Source organism: uncultured Chloroflexus sp. (genome assembly GCF_937951745.1).
Taxonomy (GTDB): domain Bacteria; phylum Chloroflexota; class Chloroflexia; order Chloroflexales; family Chloroflexaceae; genus Chloroflexus.
Map to the genome: position 1 here is coordinate 19,421 of NZ_CALFBQ010000026.1, position 15,803 is coordinate 35,223.

Annotated in this window: 15 protein-coding genes and 1 pseudogene; 12 read left to right on the forward strand and 4 right to left on the reverse strand. The window is 60.1% G+C overall.

Translation table 11 applies throughout. The features are described from left to right. The first annotated feature begins 440 nt into the window (after window positions 1-440). From Q1A59_RS07065 to Q1A59_RS07110, 10 genes are all read left to right on the forward strand, one after another. Window positions 441-1,199, forward strand: a complete 759-nt coding sequence (locus Q1A59_RS07065; protein ID WP_298402334.1) for a zinc-ribbon domain-containing protein — start codon at window positions 441-443, stop codon at window positions 1,197-1,199. Between the two features lie 9 nt (window positions 1,200-1,208). Further along, the gene (locus Q1A59_RS07070; protein ID WP_298482005.1) at window positions 1,209-2,165 is read left to right on the forward strand and encodes a 2-dehydropantoate 2-reductase; all 957 of its coding nucleotides are present in this window, start codon (window positions 1,209-1,211) and stop codon (window positions 2,163-2,165) included. Window positions 2,166-2,198: 33 nt separating this feature from the next. After that, window positions 2,199-3,311 carry a Xaa-Pro peptidase family protein gene (locus tag Q1A59_RS07075; RefSeq protein ID WP_298402338.1) on the forward strand — a complete coding sequence of 371 codons (1,113 nt, stop codon included), beginning with the start codon at window positions 2,199-2,201 and terminating at the stop codon, window positions 3,309-3,311. Between the two features lie 18 nt (window positions 3,312-3,329). Continuing rightward, entirely contained in the window at window positions 3,330-4,439 is a 1,110-nt protein-coding gene (locus Q1A59_RS07080; protein ID WP_299644584.1) for an STAS domain-containing protein, read from the forward strand. 401 nt (window positions 4,440-4,840) lie between these two features. Beyond that, the gene (locus Q1A59_RS07085) at window positions 4,841-5,539 is read left to right on the forward strand and encodes a histidine phosphatase family protein (RefSeq protein WP_298402342.1); all 699 of its coding nucleotides are present in this window, start codon (window positions 4,841-4,843) and stop codon (window positions 5,537-5,539) included. Between the two features lie 6 nt (window positions 5,540-5,545). After that, the gene (gene argJ / locus Q1A59_RS07090; RefSeq protein ID WP_298482003.1) at window positions 5,546-6,763 is read left to right on the forward strand and encodes a bifunctional glutamate N-acetyltransferase/amino-acid acetyltransferase ArgJ; all 1,218 of its coding nucleotides are present in this window, start codon (window positions 5,546-5,548) and stop codon (window positions 6,761-6,763) included. A gap of 44 nt (window positions 6,764-6,807) precedes the next feature. Next, window positions 6,808-7,551, forward strand: a complete 744-nt coding sequence (locus Q1A59_RS07095; protein ID WP_298402346.1) for a hypothetical protein — start codon at window positions 6,808-6,810, stop codon at window positions 7,549-7,551. A 22-nt stretch (window positions 7,552-7,573) separates the two neighbouring features. Next, window positions 7,574-8,962, forward strand: coding sequence for an argininosuccinate lyase (gene argH / locus Q1A59_RS07100; RefSeq protein WP_298402348.1), 1,389 nt, complete (start codon window positions 7,574-7,576; stop codon window positions 8,960-8,962). Window positions 8,963-9,001: 39 nt separating this feature from the next. Further along, entirely contained in the window at window positions 9,002-9,523 is a 522-nt protein-coding gene (locus Q1A59_RS07105) for an N-acetyltransferase (RefSeq protein ID WP_298402350.1), read from the forward strand. Window positions 9,524-9,711: 188 nt separating this feature from the next. Beyond that, window positions 9,712-10,071, forward strand: a complete 360-nt coding sequence (locus tag Q1A59_RS07110) for a hypothetical protein (protein WP_298402352.1) — start codon at window positions 9,712-9,714, stop codon at window positions 10,069-10,071. A gap of 74 nt (window positions 10,072-10,145) precedes the next feature. Here the strand turns inward: Q1A59_RS07110 and Q1A59_RS07115 are convergent, their stop codons facing one another. Beyond that, window positions 10,146-11,087, reverse strand: coding sequence for an NAD(P)-dependent oxidoreductase (locus tag Q1A59_RS07115; protein WP_298402354.1), 942 nt, complete (start codon window positions 11,085-11,087; stop codon window positions 10,146-10,148). A 73-nt stretch (window positions 11,088-11,160) separates the two neighbouring features. Here Q1A59_RS07115 and Q1A59_RS07120 point away from each other — a divergent pair, with 73 nt between their 5' ends. After that, window positions 11,161-12,339, forward strand: a complete 1,179-nt coding sequence (locus tag Q1A59_RS07120) for a CaiB/BaiF CoA-transferase family protein (protein WP_299644590.1) — start codon at window positions 11,161-11,163, stop codon at window positions 12,337-12,339. Between the two features lie 24 nt (window positions 12,340-12,363). Here the strand turns inward: Q1A59_RS07120 and Q1A59_RS07125 are convergent, their stop codons facing one another. Next, window positions 12,364-12,780, reverse strand: a complete 417-nt coding sequence (locus Q1A59_RS07125) for a hypothetical protein (RefSeq protein ID WP_299644592.1) — start codon at window positions 12,778-12,780, stop codon at window positions 12,364-12,366. 66 nt (window positions 12,781-12,846) lie between these two features. Further along, window positions 12,847-13,200: a TPR end-of-group domain-containing protein gene (locus Q1A59_RS07130; protein WP_298402360.1), complete on the reverse strand. Its 354-nt coding sequence runs from the start codon at window positions 13,198-13,200 to the stop codon at window positions 12,847-12,849. A 250-nt stretch (window positions 13,201-13,450) separates the two neighbouring features. On the opposite strand from Q1A59_RS07130, the gene Q1A59_RS07135 reads away from it, so the two are divergent. Continuing rightward, a complete protein-coding gene (locus tag Q1A59_RS07135) occupies window positions 13,451-15,346 on the forward strand; it encodes a glycoside hydrolase family 31 protein (protein ID WP_298402362.1) in 1,896 nt (631 codons plus the stop codon). A gap of 190 nt (window positions 15,347-15,536) precedes the next feature. Here Q1A59_RS07135 and Q1A59_RS07140 read toward each other — a convergent pair. Continuing rightward, window positions 15,537-15,803, reverse strand: a pseudogene (locus Q1A59_RS07140) (alpha/beta hydrolase); the annotation flags it as partial.

Genomic DNA, 15,803 nt, shown 5'->3' on the forward strand with positions numbered 1-15,803 from the left:
CGTAGCGTGAGATCTGGCCGGTATTGCATCGCCATGGGTTTGCTAGCCAGCCTTTGGTTTCCCGACCAGAAAGGGCCGGGCTACGGTTACGAAGCCCGCTACGCGGGCTGAAGCAGCGGTGGGTCCTTCAGTCGTAGCGCAGGAGTGGGTCTGCTTGTCATTGTGAGAGCGCCGAGCACTCGCAGCAATCTCCTGCTTGCTGGCACATCATACCTTGAGCGACCGATCTCACTGTCGGAGGAGATTGCGTTGCCACCCGTGGCGGCTCGCAGTGACAGGGGAGCGCGCGCATCAAACCACGATCGTTCATCTTATGCTATAGTGAGCGTACAGCAATGCTATCGGAATGGCATGCATTTAGGACTGCAACCTCGGTGACGCAACATTAGTCATATTTCGCAAACAGTCGCTCAGCAGATAGAGAAAGATGGAGAAGAGCCATGCCATTCTGCCCGCAGTGTGGAGTATCTAACCCTGATACTGCTCGCTTTTGCGATCAATGCGGCGCACAGTTGATCCCGGTACCGGCTCGCGCGCCAACACCGGCGTCTGTGCCCAAACCGGCCACGACGATCAGCGGGCCGGTGAGCGCCGGCCCGACCAGTTGCCCGCAATGCGGATCAGGCGTGATTCCGGGTGAAGCCTTCTGTGACAATTGCGGTGCGCCGTTGTTTCAGGCGCCGCCGGTCACCACAGCGCCAGCGCCGGATCTCCCCTTCCCCGGTGCGCCGCCGCAGCCGGTCTACCCGCCGCCGCAACCGGTGACGATGCAACCAGCTCCTCCGCCGCCGGCAGCGATTCCCGCAGTGTCACCCTCATACCCAACACCGCCACCAGCACCGGCAGCGCCTCCGACGCCGCCAGTGCGCAGTTCACTCGCTGGCGCGCGGTTGCGTCTTGCTGATGGCACAGTGCTCCTCTTGCCAGCGGCAGCGCAGGCGCTGATCGGGCGAGCTGATCCGGTCAGCAACTTCTACCCTGATATCGACCTCACCCCACACGGCGGCTTTGAACGCGGTGTAGGCCGTCGGCACGGACGGTTCTTCGTCCAGCAGGGGCAGGTCTATTACGAAGACCTTGATAGCACGAACGGCAGTTTTGCTGGCGGGCGGAAACTGTTGCCGCGCCAACCCCAGCCAGTGCGGCACGGCGAGGAATTGCGGCTGGGAACGTTGTCGCTCATCGTTGAATTGCAATAGCTGAGAACTATGACTACTGTTGAACCAATGCGCATTGCGATTGTGGGCGTCGGCGGCGTCGGCGGCTATTTCGGTGGACGTTTGGCGCAGGCCGGGTATGAGGTGTTGTTCATTGCGCGCGGCGAGCATTTGGCAGCGATGCAGCAGCACGGGTTGCGCGTGCGCAGCATTGCCGGCGATTTTACTTTGCCCACAGTCAAGGCAACCGATAACCCGGACGAGGTGGGGCCAGTTGATTTGGTGATTGTTGCGGTCAAGGGCTGGCAGGTGCGTGAAGTGGCTGAAATGATGCGCCCGCTGATCGGCCCTGACACAGCAGTGCTGCCGTTGTTGAATGGCGTTGATGCGCCAAACGAACTGGCCGAGGTCCTCGGTCGTGAACACACCTTGGCCGGTCTTTGCCGAATCATTGCCTATCGCGAAGCGCCGGGGGTGATCGTTCACGCCGGCGTCAACCCAACCTCGATCGACTTTGGTGAACTCGATAACCGGCGAACACCGCGCCTATTGCGCATTAAGGCAGCGTTTGAGCGCGCTGGCATTCGCGGCAACCTACCTGCCGATATTCATGTCGCGATGTGGCAAAAATTTATGTTAATCTGCGCATGGAGTGGATTTGGCGCCACGACGCGCGCCCCGATTGGTGTGTGGCGGTCATTACCCGAGACCCGCCCGCTGGTCGAGCGGTGCTTGCAAGAGGTCGTTGATGTAGCCCATGCGCGTGGGATTGCGATGCCTGATGACTCGGTACCGAATATGATGGCCTTCATCGATAGCATGCCCTACGAAGGCACGGCGTCGCTGCAGCGCGACATCATTGCCGGAAGACCGTCTGAATTGGCGAGCCAGAATGGCGCATTGGTGCGGCTGGCCCGCGAAGTCGGGGTGCCGGTTCCGGTCAACGAGATGCTTCATGCGATTCTGTTGCCGCAAGAGTTGGCGGCGCGCGGGCAACTACCGAGGTGACATAGCGACGCGCGTTTCTGAGCGAGGAAAGCCATGATCCCAGCCCGTCTCCAGCGCTTGATCGACCGCCTCGCCGAAGGCGAGTGGGCCGGAGCGGCCCTGATGCCAGCCACCAATCTGGCATATCTAACCGGCTTACAGTTTCACCCCGGCAAGCGGCTGACCCTGCTGCTGATCCCAGCCAGCGGCGCTCAGCCGGTGATGGTCGTGCCGCAGCTCGAACTGGAGCGAGTGCGCGCGGCGGCGCCGTTTGCGATGCGGTACGTAGCATGGAGCGATGCCGAAGGGCCGCTGCGGGCACTCGCCGTGGGCATGGAAGCCGCGTTTGGCTCAGGCGTGCCGGCCAAGCCGCTGGCCGTTGAGCATACGATGATGCGGGTGATGGAACTGCGCGCGCTGGAGACGGTCGCACCCGGTTTGCACACTGGTGACATTGACCCGTTGCTGAGCGAACTGCGTATGGTCAAAGATGCTGAGGAGCTCGCGTTGATGGAACGGGCAGTTGCGATTGTCGAGCAGGCTTTGCACACCTTCATCGCGCAGGTGCGCCCCGGCCTCAGCGAACGTGCGCTATCGCGGATGCTGAGCGACGCAATTATGGCGGCAGGGGCCGACAGCGAAAGCTTTGCTAATATGGTGGCCAGCGGCCCAAACGCAGCTAACCCCCATCACGAAAACAGCGACCGGCTCTTGCAACCCGGCGATCTGGTCATTATTGATTGTGGCGCCGTTTACCGAGGTTATCACTCTGACATTACCCGCACGATTGCCATCGGTAATGTAGAACCAGAAGCGCGCCATGTCTACGAGATTGTGCTGGCCGCCAATGCCGCTGGCCGCGCTGCCGCCCGCCCCGGCGCTAGCGGTGCGGATATTGATGCCGCTGCGCGTACCGTGATCGAGACTGCCGGCTACGGCGCGGCGTTTGTCCATCGCACCGGCCATGGGCTTGGTCGCGAAACCCACGAACTACCCAATATCGTCGCCGGCAGCGATACGCCGCTGTTGCCGGGCACAACCTTCACTGTCGAACCGGGCATCTACCTGCCGGGCCGGTTTGGTGTACGGATCGAGGATGATGTAGTGATCACCGCTGATGGTAGCCGGTCATTGACCAGTTTCCCGCGAGAGTTGATAGTGATATAGCCTGACCGAGGAAACGTTATGACAGCGCTCGACACCCCAGCTCATCGCTTCCAAGCACATGTATACCTCCACCAGTTCTTACTTTGGGCCGCACTTGCTGCGGTAGCTGCAAGTATCGCGTTCTTCACTGGTGGTTTCTTACTCAACGCTTTGCCACTTATTATCCTAGCGATAGGCGCTATTGCTCTCTTGGCGCTCGAACTGTTTGCAATGTGGCTGAATCGGCAAGCAAAGCAATTAGCAGCAATCTACACTGTAAGCAGCGCCATAGCAGGGTATAGCATCCTTGTCACATTGGTAGTGCCAGATTTGTTACCATTATCGATACTTGGCCCAATGGTCGTTATTGCGATTGTGTTTCCATACCTTGACCGCATCACACTGCTTGGGTTCGGCATCGGTGCGGTAGTGCTGTCTGTCATCATCGCTGCACTCGGGGTGTATGTGCGGTTGTTTGAACCACTGCCGTTCGCAGTGCTAAACCCGCTCCTGATCCTACTTGTTGCGATATCAATGCCAGTCATCATGCTCTTGTTTTGGCACAACTACCAGCGGATAGTAGATGCACTACAGCAGAGTGAGCAGAGCAATCGCGCATTACAGGCTATTCGCGAACGGCTCGAAGAGGAAGTTGCCAAGCGAACAAGTGATCTCCAACAAGCAGTTCAAACGCTTGAACAGCGATTTATCGAGCAGCAGAATCTTCGACGCGCACTCGAACAGCAACGGGAGGTTATTCGTGGGCTGAGTGTACCGATATTGCCGGTCACCAATGATATTCTGGTAATGCCATTAATCGGCGAGGTAGATCATGAACGTCTTACCGAGGTGAGTCGTCGCGCACTGACCGCTATCGCTCAGACGGGCGCTCGGAACTTGTTTATCGATATTACCGCTGTACCGGTGGTTGATGAAGAAGTCGCCAACGGCTTGATAACAGTGTTCCAAGCGGTTCGTTTGCTCGGTGCGCAGGTGTCCCTTGTCGGTGTGCGCCCAGAAGTAGCCCAGTCTCTGGTGATGGCGGCCATTGATCTCAAGAATATTCAGACGTTTGCCAGTCTACAAGATGCGTTAGCGCGAACGCTCGGCTATCGCGAACGTGTAACTGACGGCGAGCGGTACGTATGACGACCTACGCAGGTACGAAAGTAAACAGAAAAGCACCGGTGTGCGCCCGTCACTCTTCCAATGCTCAACGTAGGTCAGATCGTCATCATAATTCTGGTTTAGGCATGCTCTAAGCTGTTCCGCAGCCATTCCACTAATTGCACCCCCGCGCCGGCTGTGGTATACTGCGTGAGCACAGTTGCAGGCAAGGAGACGATGATCGCAATGGATATCATGGTTCAGCCCAACACCTACCGCAGCCACCCGGTGGTTCATCGTCGCCGTCGTCGTTGCCGTCGCCAGCTCATTGCGCGAACTGGCTAGCCGCGCCTGCACTTCTGTACGAGATATTCTCAGGCCAGCACTGCCAGCGCGCAGGCTGGCTTCTTCTATGTATTCGCATCAAGTCAGCGCAGGGAGTTATGACGCACTTATATCTAATCCGTCACGGGGAAGCCGTCGCCAATATTCAGCCGATTGTGGCCGGGATGCGCGGCGATGCCGGATTGACGCCGCGCGGTATCACGCAAGCCGAACGATTGCGTGATCGTCTCGCCACCAGCGGCGAGATTAAGGCCGATGTCTTGATCTCATCGACCTTGCCGCGCGCCCGCCAGACTGCCGAGATTATCCAACCCGCGTTGGGCCTGCCGATTATCTTCGATGATGAAGTGCAAGAGCTGCGCGTCGGCGAGGCTGATGGCATGCCAAATCACGAGGCTTGGGCGCTGTTTGGAGTGCCTGATTTCGACCGCTACCCGCTGCGCCCGATCGCTCCCGGCGGCGAGAGCTGGGGTGATTTTACGCTGCGCGTGAGCCGCGCGCTTACTCGGATTACGTCCGAATATGAGGGCAAGACGATTGTGGTAGTCTGTCACGGCGGTGTGATCGACTGCTCGTTCATTCACTTTTTCCGCATGCCGAGTCTGGTGGTGCCACCAACCGACTTTCATACCCGCAACACGAGCATCACGTGGTGGGAGCGGGTAGAACGGCGGAACCAACAGCTTTGGCGGCTTAATGCCTATAACGACATCGCTCATTTACAGGGGATCGGTGCGGTCGAGTCGGTACGCTGGGAAGATACCCACCCTGCCTCGCCAGTCCCAACTGAGGAGTAGCGCAGTATGATCAGCTTTCTCGCCGATGGACACGTTGCAAGCCCGCGCGGCTGGCGCGCTGCGGTCGCTGCGTGCGGCATTAAGTACGCTCACCGCGACGATCTAGCGTTGGTGGTCAGCGATCGTCCGGCGACAGCAGCGGCGGCATTTACCACCAACGCCGTGAAAGCGGCCCCGGTGCTGTACGATATGGCGTTGATGGCCCAAGGCGGCGATTGGCGCGCGGTGGTCATTAACGCCGGCAATGCCAACGCTTGTACCGGCGCTGATGGCGATGCTGCTGCGGTCGCGATGGCCCGCGCCGTCGAGCAGGCCCTTGATCTGCCAGCCAATAGCGTCTTTGTCATGTCAACCGGCACCATCGGCGTGCCGATGCCGGTGGAAAAGATCACCCGCGGGATCGCCGAGGCTGCGACCCGCCTTAGTCCTGATCACGGCTTGGCCGCTGCCCGCGCGATTATGACCACCGATACCCGGCCCAAGCATTGCGCCGTCACAGTGACGTTGCCCGATGGGAACAGGATAACCATTGGCGGAATGGCCAAGGGCGCGGGGATGATTCACCCGAATATGGCGACCATGCTGGCCGTGGTGACAACCGACGCCGCGGTGCCGCGCGCGGTGCTTGACGCAGCGATGCGGCAGGCACTCGAGGTGAGCTTTAACAGTATCAGCGTCGATGGCGATACCAGCACCAACGACACGTTGCTGGTGATGGCCAATGGCGCAAGCGGCGCGCCGCCGATCACCGAGCTGGATTCACCTGCCGGAGCTGCCTTTGTGGCCGGCCTTACCACAGTTTGCCAGCACCTTGCCCACGCAATTGTGCGCGATGGCGAAGGTGCGACCCGTTTTGTCACCATCACCGTGCATGGCGCCGTCAACAACGCCGAGGCCAAGCAGGCGGCCATGACCATTGCTCGCTCGCCGCTGGTCAAGACGGCACTGTTCGGGGCTGATCCGAACTGGGGACGGGTGTTGTGCGCGATTGGCTACTCTGGTGCAACGGTTGATCCTAACCGGGTCGTGCTGCACTTCGGCGGAATGCGGGTGCTGGAAAACGGTTTACCACTGCCGTTCGATGAGCAAGAGGCTCACAAACTGCTCGATGTGCCTGACATTACGATTGATGCCGATCTTGGTCTTGGCGAGGGAAGCGCCACAGTCTGGACGTGCGATTTTAGCTACGATTATGTGCGGATCAATGCTGAATACCGGACATAACCATCCCGTCTGGTATCGCGGAAGAGGGGCGGGGGGTGAGGGTTATGGATCGCACTGCACGCCAACAACTTGCCCGTGAACTGTGCCAGCGCCTCGCTGCGCAGCCGGGAACGGTCGTGGTTGTGGCGGGAATGATCGAACCGCCTGCGCCACTGACCGATTTCGATCCGCTTGAGGTGCTGGCAGTGGTCGAGAGTACCGTCACGCGCCCACTTCACAGCTTCATCGTGCAGAATCTGCCGGTGACGATACATACCATTGCCGCGGCGGAACTGGCGACGGTTGTGTACGCACCAGACCTGCGCTGGGCGCAGTGGCTAGGATGGTTGGCGACGTTGCAGCCGCTCATCGGCGATGGCCACAAGGTGAGCGAGTGGCTGGCACAGGCCGGCGCCTTGGCCGAGATCGATTTTCACCGCAGCATCTGGCCGCACCTGCCGCAACTAGTGTTCGGCGTTTACGGCGAACTACGTGCCGCCGCTGCTCGCCGCCACGAGCGGGAGGCCGTCTTGTTAGCGCCGGCATTGCTCGCCGAGCTACACACCGCGCTCTGCTTGATCAACCGGCGCTGGCCTACCCAGCGCCGCTTCGCCGGAATCATGGAAAGTTTTTCGTTTCCGTTGCAGCCCCGCGATTGGCCGCAACTAGCCGAAGAGCTGCTCAATGCTCATCAGCTCGACGAGATTGTGCGCGTGGCCGGCACACTCGTCGCCAACTACTGGCAATTACTGGTACGGTGCAGTTTGACCATTGAATCTCATCAGACCACAGCAACCGCGCCTTTATGATCCAAATGGAGGAGTAGCGCCGATGGAACACCGGCTTTGGGGGGGCAGATTTAGCGAACCAACGGCAGCCGAGATGCGCCGGTTCAATGACTCGTTCCGGTTTGACCGGCGACTGGCCGACGTTGATATTACCGGCAGCATCGCGTGGGCCAGCGCCTTGGCGCAAGCCGGCCTGATCAGCGAGGCCGAGTATACCGAGCTAGTGCGCGGCTTAGAGCTGGTACGGGCCGAATTCGCCAATGGTACGTTCGTGGCAATCGAAAGTGACGAAGACATCCATACTGCCGTCGAACGCCGGTTACGCGAACTGATCGGCGATGCCGCGCTCAAATTACATACTGGCCGCTCGCGCAACGACCAAGTCGCCACCGATATGCGCCTCTACACGATCGGCATTGCCCGCCAGCTCGACCGGCGGCTACGCGATCTGCAATTGGCGCTGCTCGCGCAAGCCGAACAGCACGCCGATACCCTCATGCCGGGTTATACCCATCTGCAACGCGCCCAACCGATCACCTTCGGCCACTGGTGCTTGGCCTACGTCGAGATGTTTGCCCGCGACCGCAGCCGCTTGCGCGACGCAATTGCCCGGATGCGCGTGTTGCCACTAGGAGCGGGGGCGTTGGCCGGTAACTCGCTCGGCGTTGAGCGTGAGCGGCTGACCGAATTGCTCGACGAATTTGATGAATTGTCTGCCAACTCGCTCGATGCGGTCAGCGACCGCGACTTCGTGGCCGAGACGCTGTTCGCTGGCGCGCTGATCGGCGTTCACCTCAGCCGGCTGGCCGAAGATGTTATCCTCTATGCTAGCAGCGAATTTGGTTTTGTTGAACTCGCCGATGCCTACAGTACCGGCTCGAGTCTGATGCCGCAGAAGAAAAATCCTGATAGTATGGAATTGTTGCGCGGCAAGAGCGGGCGATTGCTGGGCAATCTGGTGGCGCTGCTAACCGTGCTGAAGGGCTTGCCGCTCACCTACAACAAAGATATGCAAGAGGACAAAGAGCCGCTCTTTGACAGTTTTGACACGCTCGATCTCGGCTTGCAAGTAGCGGCGGCGGCCATTGCCACCATGACCGTGCGCCGTGAGCGGATGGCTGCCGCACTCGATGATGCGATGCTGGCCACCGATTTGGCCGACGAACTGGTGCGGCGCGGCGTGCCATTCCGCGTCGCCCACGGCAAAGCCGGTCAACTCGTGCAGCGGGCAATGGCGCTGGGCATTAGCCTGCGCCATCTGCCGCTGAGCGAGTATCAGGCGATTGAGCCAAGCCTTGATGCGAGCATCTATGCCGTGTTCGATATGGCGCGCAGCGTCGCCCAAAAGGCCAGCTATGGCGGCACCGCGCCGCAACGAGTCCGTGAGCAATGCGCCCGCTGGCACGAGATCTTAGAGGAAGAAGACGAGTAGGGCACAGCAGGCTGTGCCCCTTATGAGACACCTAAAGCTATGACCATCCCGCTCTATACACCGCCAGTCAGCCTGCCGGCACTCCACATCCGGCCCGACGCCGCCGTATCGATTCGCCGCGCGCGGGTCAGCGATGTACCGCGGCTCTACGAGATCATCAACTACTATGCTGCTCGTGGCGACATGCTGCCTAAGACGCTCGATCAGCTCTACAACCGCGTGCGTAATTTCAATGTAGCCGAAGCCGATGGCGAAGTGATCGGCTGTGCCGCGTTGCATATCACGTGGGCCGATCTGGCTGAAGTGGTCAGCGTCGCCGTGCATCCCGCGTTTCAAGGTCGCGGCATTGGCCGCCGCCTCGTTGAACCGCTCTTCGCCGAGGCGATAGAGCTAGGTATTCCCACTCTCTTCACGCTAACCTTGCAGGTCGGCTTCTTCAGCTCGCTTGGCTTCCGCGAAGTGCCCAAATTGCGCCTTCCGCACAAAATCTGGCAAGATTGCGCCACCTGTTTCAAACAGGATCGGTGCGATGAAATTGCGATGATCCGGCAGGTGCCGTAATCGTGACAACCATCGGGCCGTCACGATCACGTGCGGCTCGATGGTTGTGCGAATCGTCACATATTCCCTGCTCATAACGCGACTATTTCCACTGTGGCCACGCGCCAAACCGCCCTTTTGCCGAGTCGGACTCAGGCATACAATAAATCTAGGTTCTTGCAGATGCACTGAAAGCTAGGAGTCATCGTATGCGGATGAATAGCACTATTGCTGCCGCAACTCTGCTGATCGTTCTTGGTGTTGGCGGTGTCTTCTCAACCGGTGCTGCAACGTCGGCCATTCCTGCCTTGTTCGGGATCGTCTTGCTGGGGTTAGGGGTGGCGATTGAACGATCGCCAACGCCACGTCGCTTTGAATGGATCGCCGCGTTGGTTGGGTTGCTCGGCTTTCTGGCACCGGTCGCCAACCTTGCTCGCGTGATCGGACAAAGCGGCTTCGTCATCAATGCAGCTGTCTTTGCCAATATCGTGATGTTGGGCACGTGCGGCCTCTACCTGTTGGTCTGGCTGTGGGAGCAGCGCACCGGTGAGCGGTTGCGCATTCGGTAGACCACGAACAGGATAATGAATAAACGAATGGTGAGGTAGTATCGCCTCTCCTCACCATTCGTCTATTCGTTCAGTTATTCGTTGCTTCCTACTTCAACCCCCGCTAGCCGTTCGATCGCTTTAATCAGCGCGTGATTGCCTTCGTGGCCCAAGCCGGCGGCTTGCAGCGTGCGATAGAGGTGGAAGACGGTTGATGTGGTGAGCATCGGTGCGCCGACGGCATCGGCGGCGGCCAGCACTAACCGCAAGTCTTTTTGTTGTAGGTCGATGGTGAAGCCGGGCCGCCAGTCGCGCCGGATCACCTGTGGCCCTCGGTTCGAGAGCATCCAACTGGCTGCTGCGCCACCGCTGACCGCTGTCAACGTCTTTTCGAGATCGACACCGCTGGCCTGCGCGAAGACCAGCGCCTCGCTGATCGCCAGCATTGTACCAACGACCAGTATCTGATTAACCAGCTTGACGGTTTGGCCGGCGCCGTGCCCGCCGACATGGGTGATCGTTTTGCCCATCGCTTGAAACACCGGCATCGCCCGATCAACCAGTTCCGCTGGCCCGCCCACCATAATGCTGAGCGTGCCGCGCGCTGCCCCTTCGCTGCCGCCGCTGACCGGCGCGTCAAGGAAGCCGATGCCGCTCTCGCCGAGCCGAGCAGCGAATCGCTGCGCTCCCTGCGGACTGATCGTGCTCATGTCGATCATCAGCGTACCAACCCGCGCACCCTCAATCACTCCCTGCGGCCCGAAGATCACTGCCTCGACATCAGGCGTATCGCTGACGCAACTGATCACAATATCGCTGCGGGTAGCCACATCAGCCGGCGATGTTGCTAGTTGCGCACCAGCGGCTACCAGCTCATCGGCGCGCCCCGGCGTGCGGTTCCAGACCGTCAGCGGAAAACCGGCGCGCAAGATGTTGGCCGCCATCCCGCGCCCCATAATGCCCAATCCAATAAAGCCGATTCGTTCGGTCATGGCACTCTCCTCGTTGCTATGTGCGTGGTGTACCAATGGTATCATACCTGCCGGTGGGCAAATCTGCCGTTTCGGGAGCCACACAGCCGTGCGACTCTACCGGAGGGATCAATTCGCTATGCCTGCTGCACTTTCTGATCTGCTGGTGCTCGATCTCAGCCGAGTGCTGGCTGGCCCCTACGCTACGATGGTGCTTGCCGATCTAGGGGCGCGGGTGATTAAGGTTGAACAACCCGGCCTTGGTGATGAAACTCGCCAGTGGGGGCCACCTTTTGCCGAGAATGGCTTGAGCGCCTACTTCATCGCCGTCAACCGCAATAAACAGAGCATTGCCGTCAACCTCAAACATCCTGACGGGCAAGCGATCGTGCGCGCGCTCGCCCGCCGGGCCGATGTGCTGATCGAGAATTTCTTGCCGGGAACGTTGGCACGGATGGGGTTGGGTTATGAAGACTTGCGTGTGCTTAATCCGAGGTTGATCTATTGCAGCATTACCGGTTATGGTCAATCTGGCCCTGACGCACTACGGCCCGGCTACGATACGGTGATACAGGCCGAAGGCGGGTTGATGAGCATTACCGGCGAACCCGCTGGCCCGCCGCTGAAGACCGGCGTGGCCGTCGTTGACATCACCACCGGTTTGTACGCCGCCACCAGCATGTTGGCCGCGCTGCACTACCGCGCGCAGAGCGGCGTAGGCCAGTACATCGATATCGCCCTCTTTGATGTGCAGCTCAGTTGGTTAGCGAATGTCGCCTCGGCCTACCTCGTCTCCGGCCAACCACCGCAGCGCTACGGCAATGGTCATGCCACGATCGTGCCATACCAGCCCTTTGCCGCAGCCGACGGTTACCTCATGATCGCGGTTGGCAACGATCAGCAATTCGCTCGTTTCTGCGCTGCGCTCGACCACTCGGAATGGGTGACCGACGAACGCTTTGCCACCAACCCGGCCCGTGTCGCTCATCGCGCCATTCTCGTGCCGCTGATCGCAGAGGTCATTGCCCGCGAACCGGTCGCGGTCTGGCTGAAACGGCTCCGCGCTGTTGAAGTGCCGTGCGGGCCGGTGAACGATATTCCAACCGCACTGCGCAGTCCGCAGGCGCAGGCGCGAGCGATGGTGCAGAGTATCGAAGACATACGTATGATTGCTCCCGCCCCCAAACTGAGCGAAACCCCGGCCACTATTCGTACCGCCCCGCCCGCGCTTGGTGCCGATACCGAAGCGGTGTTACGCGAGATGGGCTATGAATCTGACCAGATCAGCGCGCTGCGTGCAGCCGGAGTGGTGGGGTGATTAAGCGGCCAGAAAGGCCAAGCCCTACTGTAACGTGCCAGTGAAGTCCGGTGGGTAATCGTGGCTCACACCGCGGCGCACTTCGATCTCGCACGGTATACTGGCCTGCTGAAGCGTAGTGACCCACTCGAGCACCGGCTGGGAGAGGCTAGCGAGATCGCAGATCACTACATACCCCCGCAGGTGCCGATCAGTATTTGTGTGCAGCGGCTTGACCCGCTCTGGCCTGATCGCCGGCATAACGGTAAAAAACCGGTTCACGGCGACTGTCCCGCTCAACGCCGCGCGCACCGCCAGCGCCGCTCCCATCGAAGAACCGGTGATAACCGTCACTGGCATCGGCGCTAGTGCAGCCAGATGCTGGCGAAGCTCGGCTAATGCCTGCGCTGTATCGGCCCAGTGGTAACGGTTAGAGGCCCAAAGCTGCGCCGATTGCAGCATCGCTACCCGCTAGCCAAACGCCGTCGCCGGTTGCCAGTTCGCCATCACTTACGATACTGCTGCTTGTCATACCCGGCGCTGCGGAGTTGCCACGGCTTGCGCTTGCGCGTATCGCTGCTGAAACAGAACCTGTAACTTCGCGAACACCTCCGTGCCCCGCACGATATCGAGATCAGAATCGCGTAGCATCCGCTCGTGATACCAAAGACCACGATCGGCGGCTTGTTGTAGCCACCCGATCACACTGGTTCGATCGCCCGTGCAACCGGCAAGACACGCTCGCCGAAAGAAGAGATCGCTTTCGTATTGTCGGAATAGTGACATTCGCTGATCGATCAGCGTCGGTGCCGCCGCACACGAATGCTGGTTGTACCGTGCAAAGACCTGCGCGCGCAATCCGCGCAAGGCAGGTTCGGTCATTACGGTATCCTCGGATTGCACACTGGCAACGCACCATAGGCTGTCCATACGTGCGGTACATACGGCGTCGCTATCGAGTATCGAAGCGGGTGCGTGTTGAGTACATAATATCGCGGTTTTACTTGGAGTGCGGCAGTCAAACTGCCGCACCACGTGGTGCCTATGAGTTATCTTACCCCCGCCCGCTCATGCTACAATGCCGCTACCCGTAGACAATTGGCGTCTGCGGCACGTAGACGGAGAGACGGCAATGCGACATGAATTGCACAGTCCAGCCGGCACGGTTGTGATCGATAACGCTGGCCGGATGGCCTTTTTCCACGAAGGGCGCGAGGTGCTACAGGGCTACGGCGCAGTAGCCCACGCCTATGGCGTTGATTTCCCGATCACCGGCGTCGCCAGCGCCAACGTCACCTTGCACCATGCCCGTATTCATTACACCACCACGCGCCCGGAAATCACGTTGCGCGCCGAGATCGAAGCCACGCCGACCGGGTTTCGCTTGGTCTGGTCGGGGCCACCCCACCTCCACGCCGTGCGCGTCGAATGGCAGCTCGATCCGGGCCGGCCATGGTATGGCATGGGCGAACGTATCTTCCAACACTGGCCGCTCGATCGCGCGCCGGTCGTTTCCGATCCGTTCGAGCCGATCGATCATGGCCGCGATGGGACGTTGAACATCGCTACCCCTTTCTGGCTCAATGCTGCTGGCACGGCGATCTTGCTTGAGGAAAGCGATGGCGAGTTAGCGGTGACGATGGATCGAGCAGGAGACGGCTTGTTGCGCATTACCAGCCGCGAAGCGCCGTCGCCGCCCAACCTTGGCTTTGACGAACGCTATGCGGCGCCCGGCCCCAGCCTCGCCAGCCACGTCATTCTAGCCGCCAATGCTCCGGCTGCGTTCTATGCCTCATTGCCGTTGCTTGGTCGCCCGACCGCCGCCCCGCCGCGCGATCTCTTCGCTCGCCCGATCTGGACAACGTGGGCGCATTATAAGATGCACGTCACCCAGCGCGATGTGACTGAGTTCGCCACTCAAATCGTTGCTCGCGGCTACCCTTACTCAGTGCTTGAAATCGATGACCGTTGGCAGCGCGGCTATGGCGCGTATGTGTTCGACCAACACAAATTTCCCGATCCGCGGGCAATGATTGACGAGTTACACGCCGCTGGTTTTAAGGTCACGCTCTGGACGCCGATCTTTTTCGATCCGGTTGATCCGGCCTTTGCTGTCGCCACCCGGCGCGGCTACCTGATTCGCCATCCCGCTGATGGCTCGCCCTATCTCGTGCGCTGGTGGCAAGGCTACGGCGGTGTGCTCGACTTGACCAATCCTGAAGCGGTGGCGTGGTGGCTGAGCGAACTGCGCGCGTTGCAAGCTGAAACCGGGGTTGACGGCTTCAAGTTTGACGCCGGCGAAGCCAACTTCATCCCGCCCGACGCCATCTGCTATGCACGTGAACCGCGCCGTCGCTACGCCGACCGCTACACCGAGTTTGTTGCCGACCACTTCGCCTACACTGAAGTGCGTGCCGGTTGGCGCAGCCAGCGCCGCGGCATCCTCTTTCGCGAGTGGGATAAGTGGAGCCGCTGGGGAATTGATAACGGCTTGCACAGCGTGCTGACGCAGGCACTAACTCTCAGTGTCTGCGGCTTTCCGTTCGTTTTGCCCGACATGATCGGCGGCAACGCCTACCAAGATGAAGTGCCCGACGGCGAACTTATGGTGCGTTGGACGCAACTGAGCGCATTGTTGCCAACCATGCAATTCAGCGTCCATCCGTGGCAGTACGGCGCTGAAGTTGACGCCATCTGCCGACAGTATGCCCACTTGCACACTGAACTCGACACGTATCTCGCTGAACTGATTGATGAAAACCTGCGTGATGGCACGCCCCTAGTGCGTCCGCTGTTCTGGCACGATCCTACCAATGAGCAGGCGCTGCGCTGCAACGACCAATTCCTGCTCGGCGCACGCTACCTCGTGGCGCCGGTGGTGCAGCCGGGCCAGCGCCAACGCGATGTCTATCTGCCGGCAGGCGTCTGGCGCGATTACTGGAGCGGCGCGATCCATCAGGGGCCAGCGCTCTTGACCAATGTACCGGCGCCGCTGGCACAGATACCGCTGTTTGAGCGGCAGGAATAGGTCGGCCCGACAAGCCGCTACCCGCTCGCCGGTTGTCGTTGCAAGCCGTGTGCAGTGCGGCGAAGCAATCTCCCGCGAGCACGGATGAATCCTGCGCAGGCGTGCTTCCTGTCCTCCCATCTCCCGTATGTTGCGGCTGCGGGGGCTGCGCGCCCTCGCAATGACAGACGCACCATGTCATTGCATACCGCTATTTATCTCCTCCCAACGCCACAAACGCGATCACCTCAGCCACCCGCGCCCGCCATGCCGCCTCGTTGTGATCCGCGCCGGGAAATTTGCGCGTGATCCAATCGTGACCGTGCTGGTAACCAGCCCGCCGCATCCACTCGTCCATCCGCTGCTGGAACGGCTCATATTCGGCGTCAAGGCCAACCGTGCCGTAATCGAAGTAGAAGCGGTGGCGGCCCGGTGGCGGCAAGAGCGCAGCTAGTTCATCAACCAAGATATTGCCGCC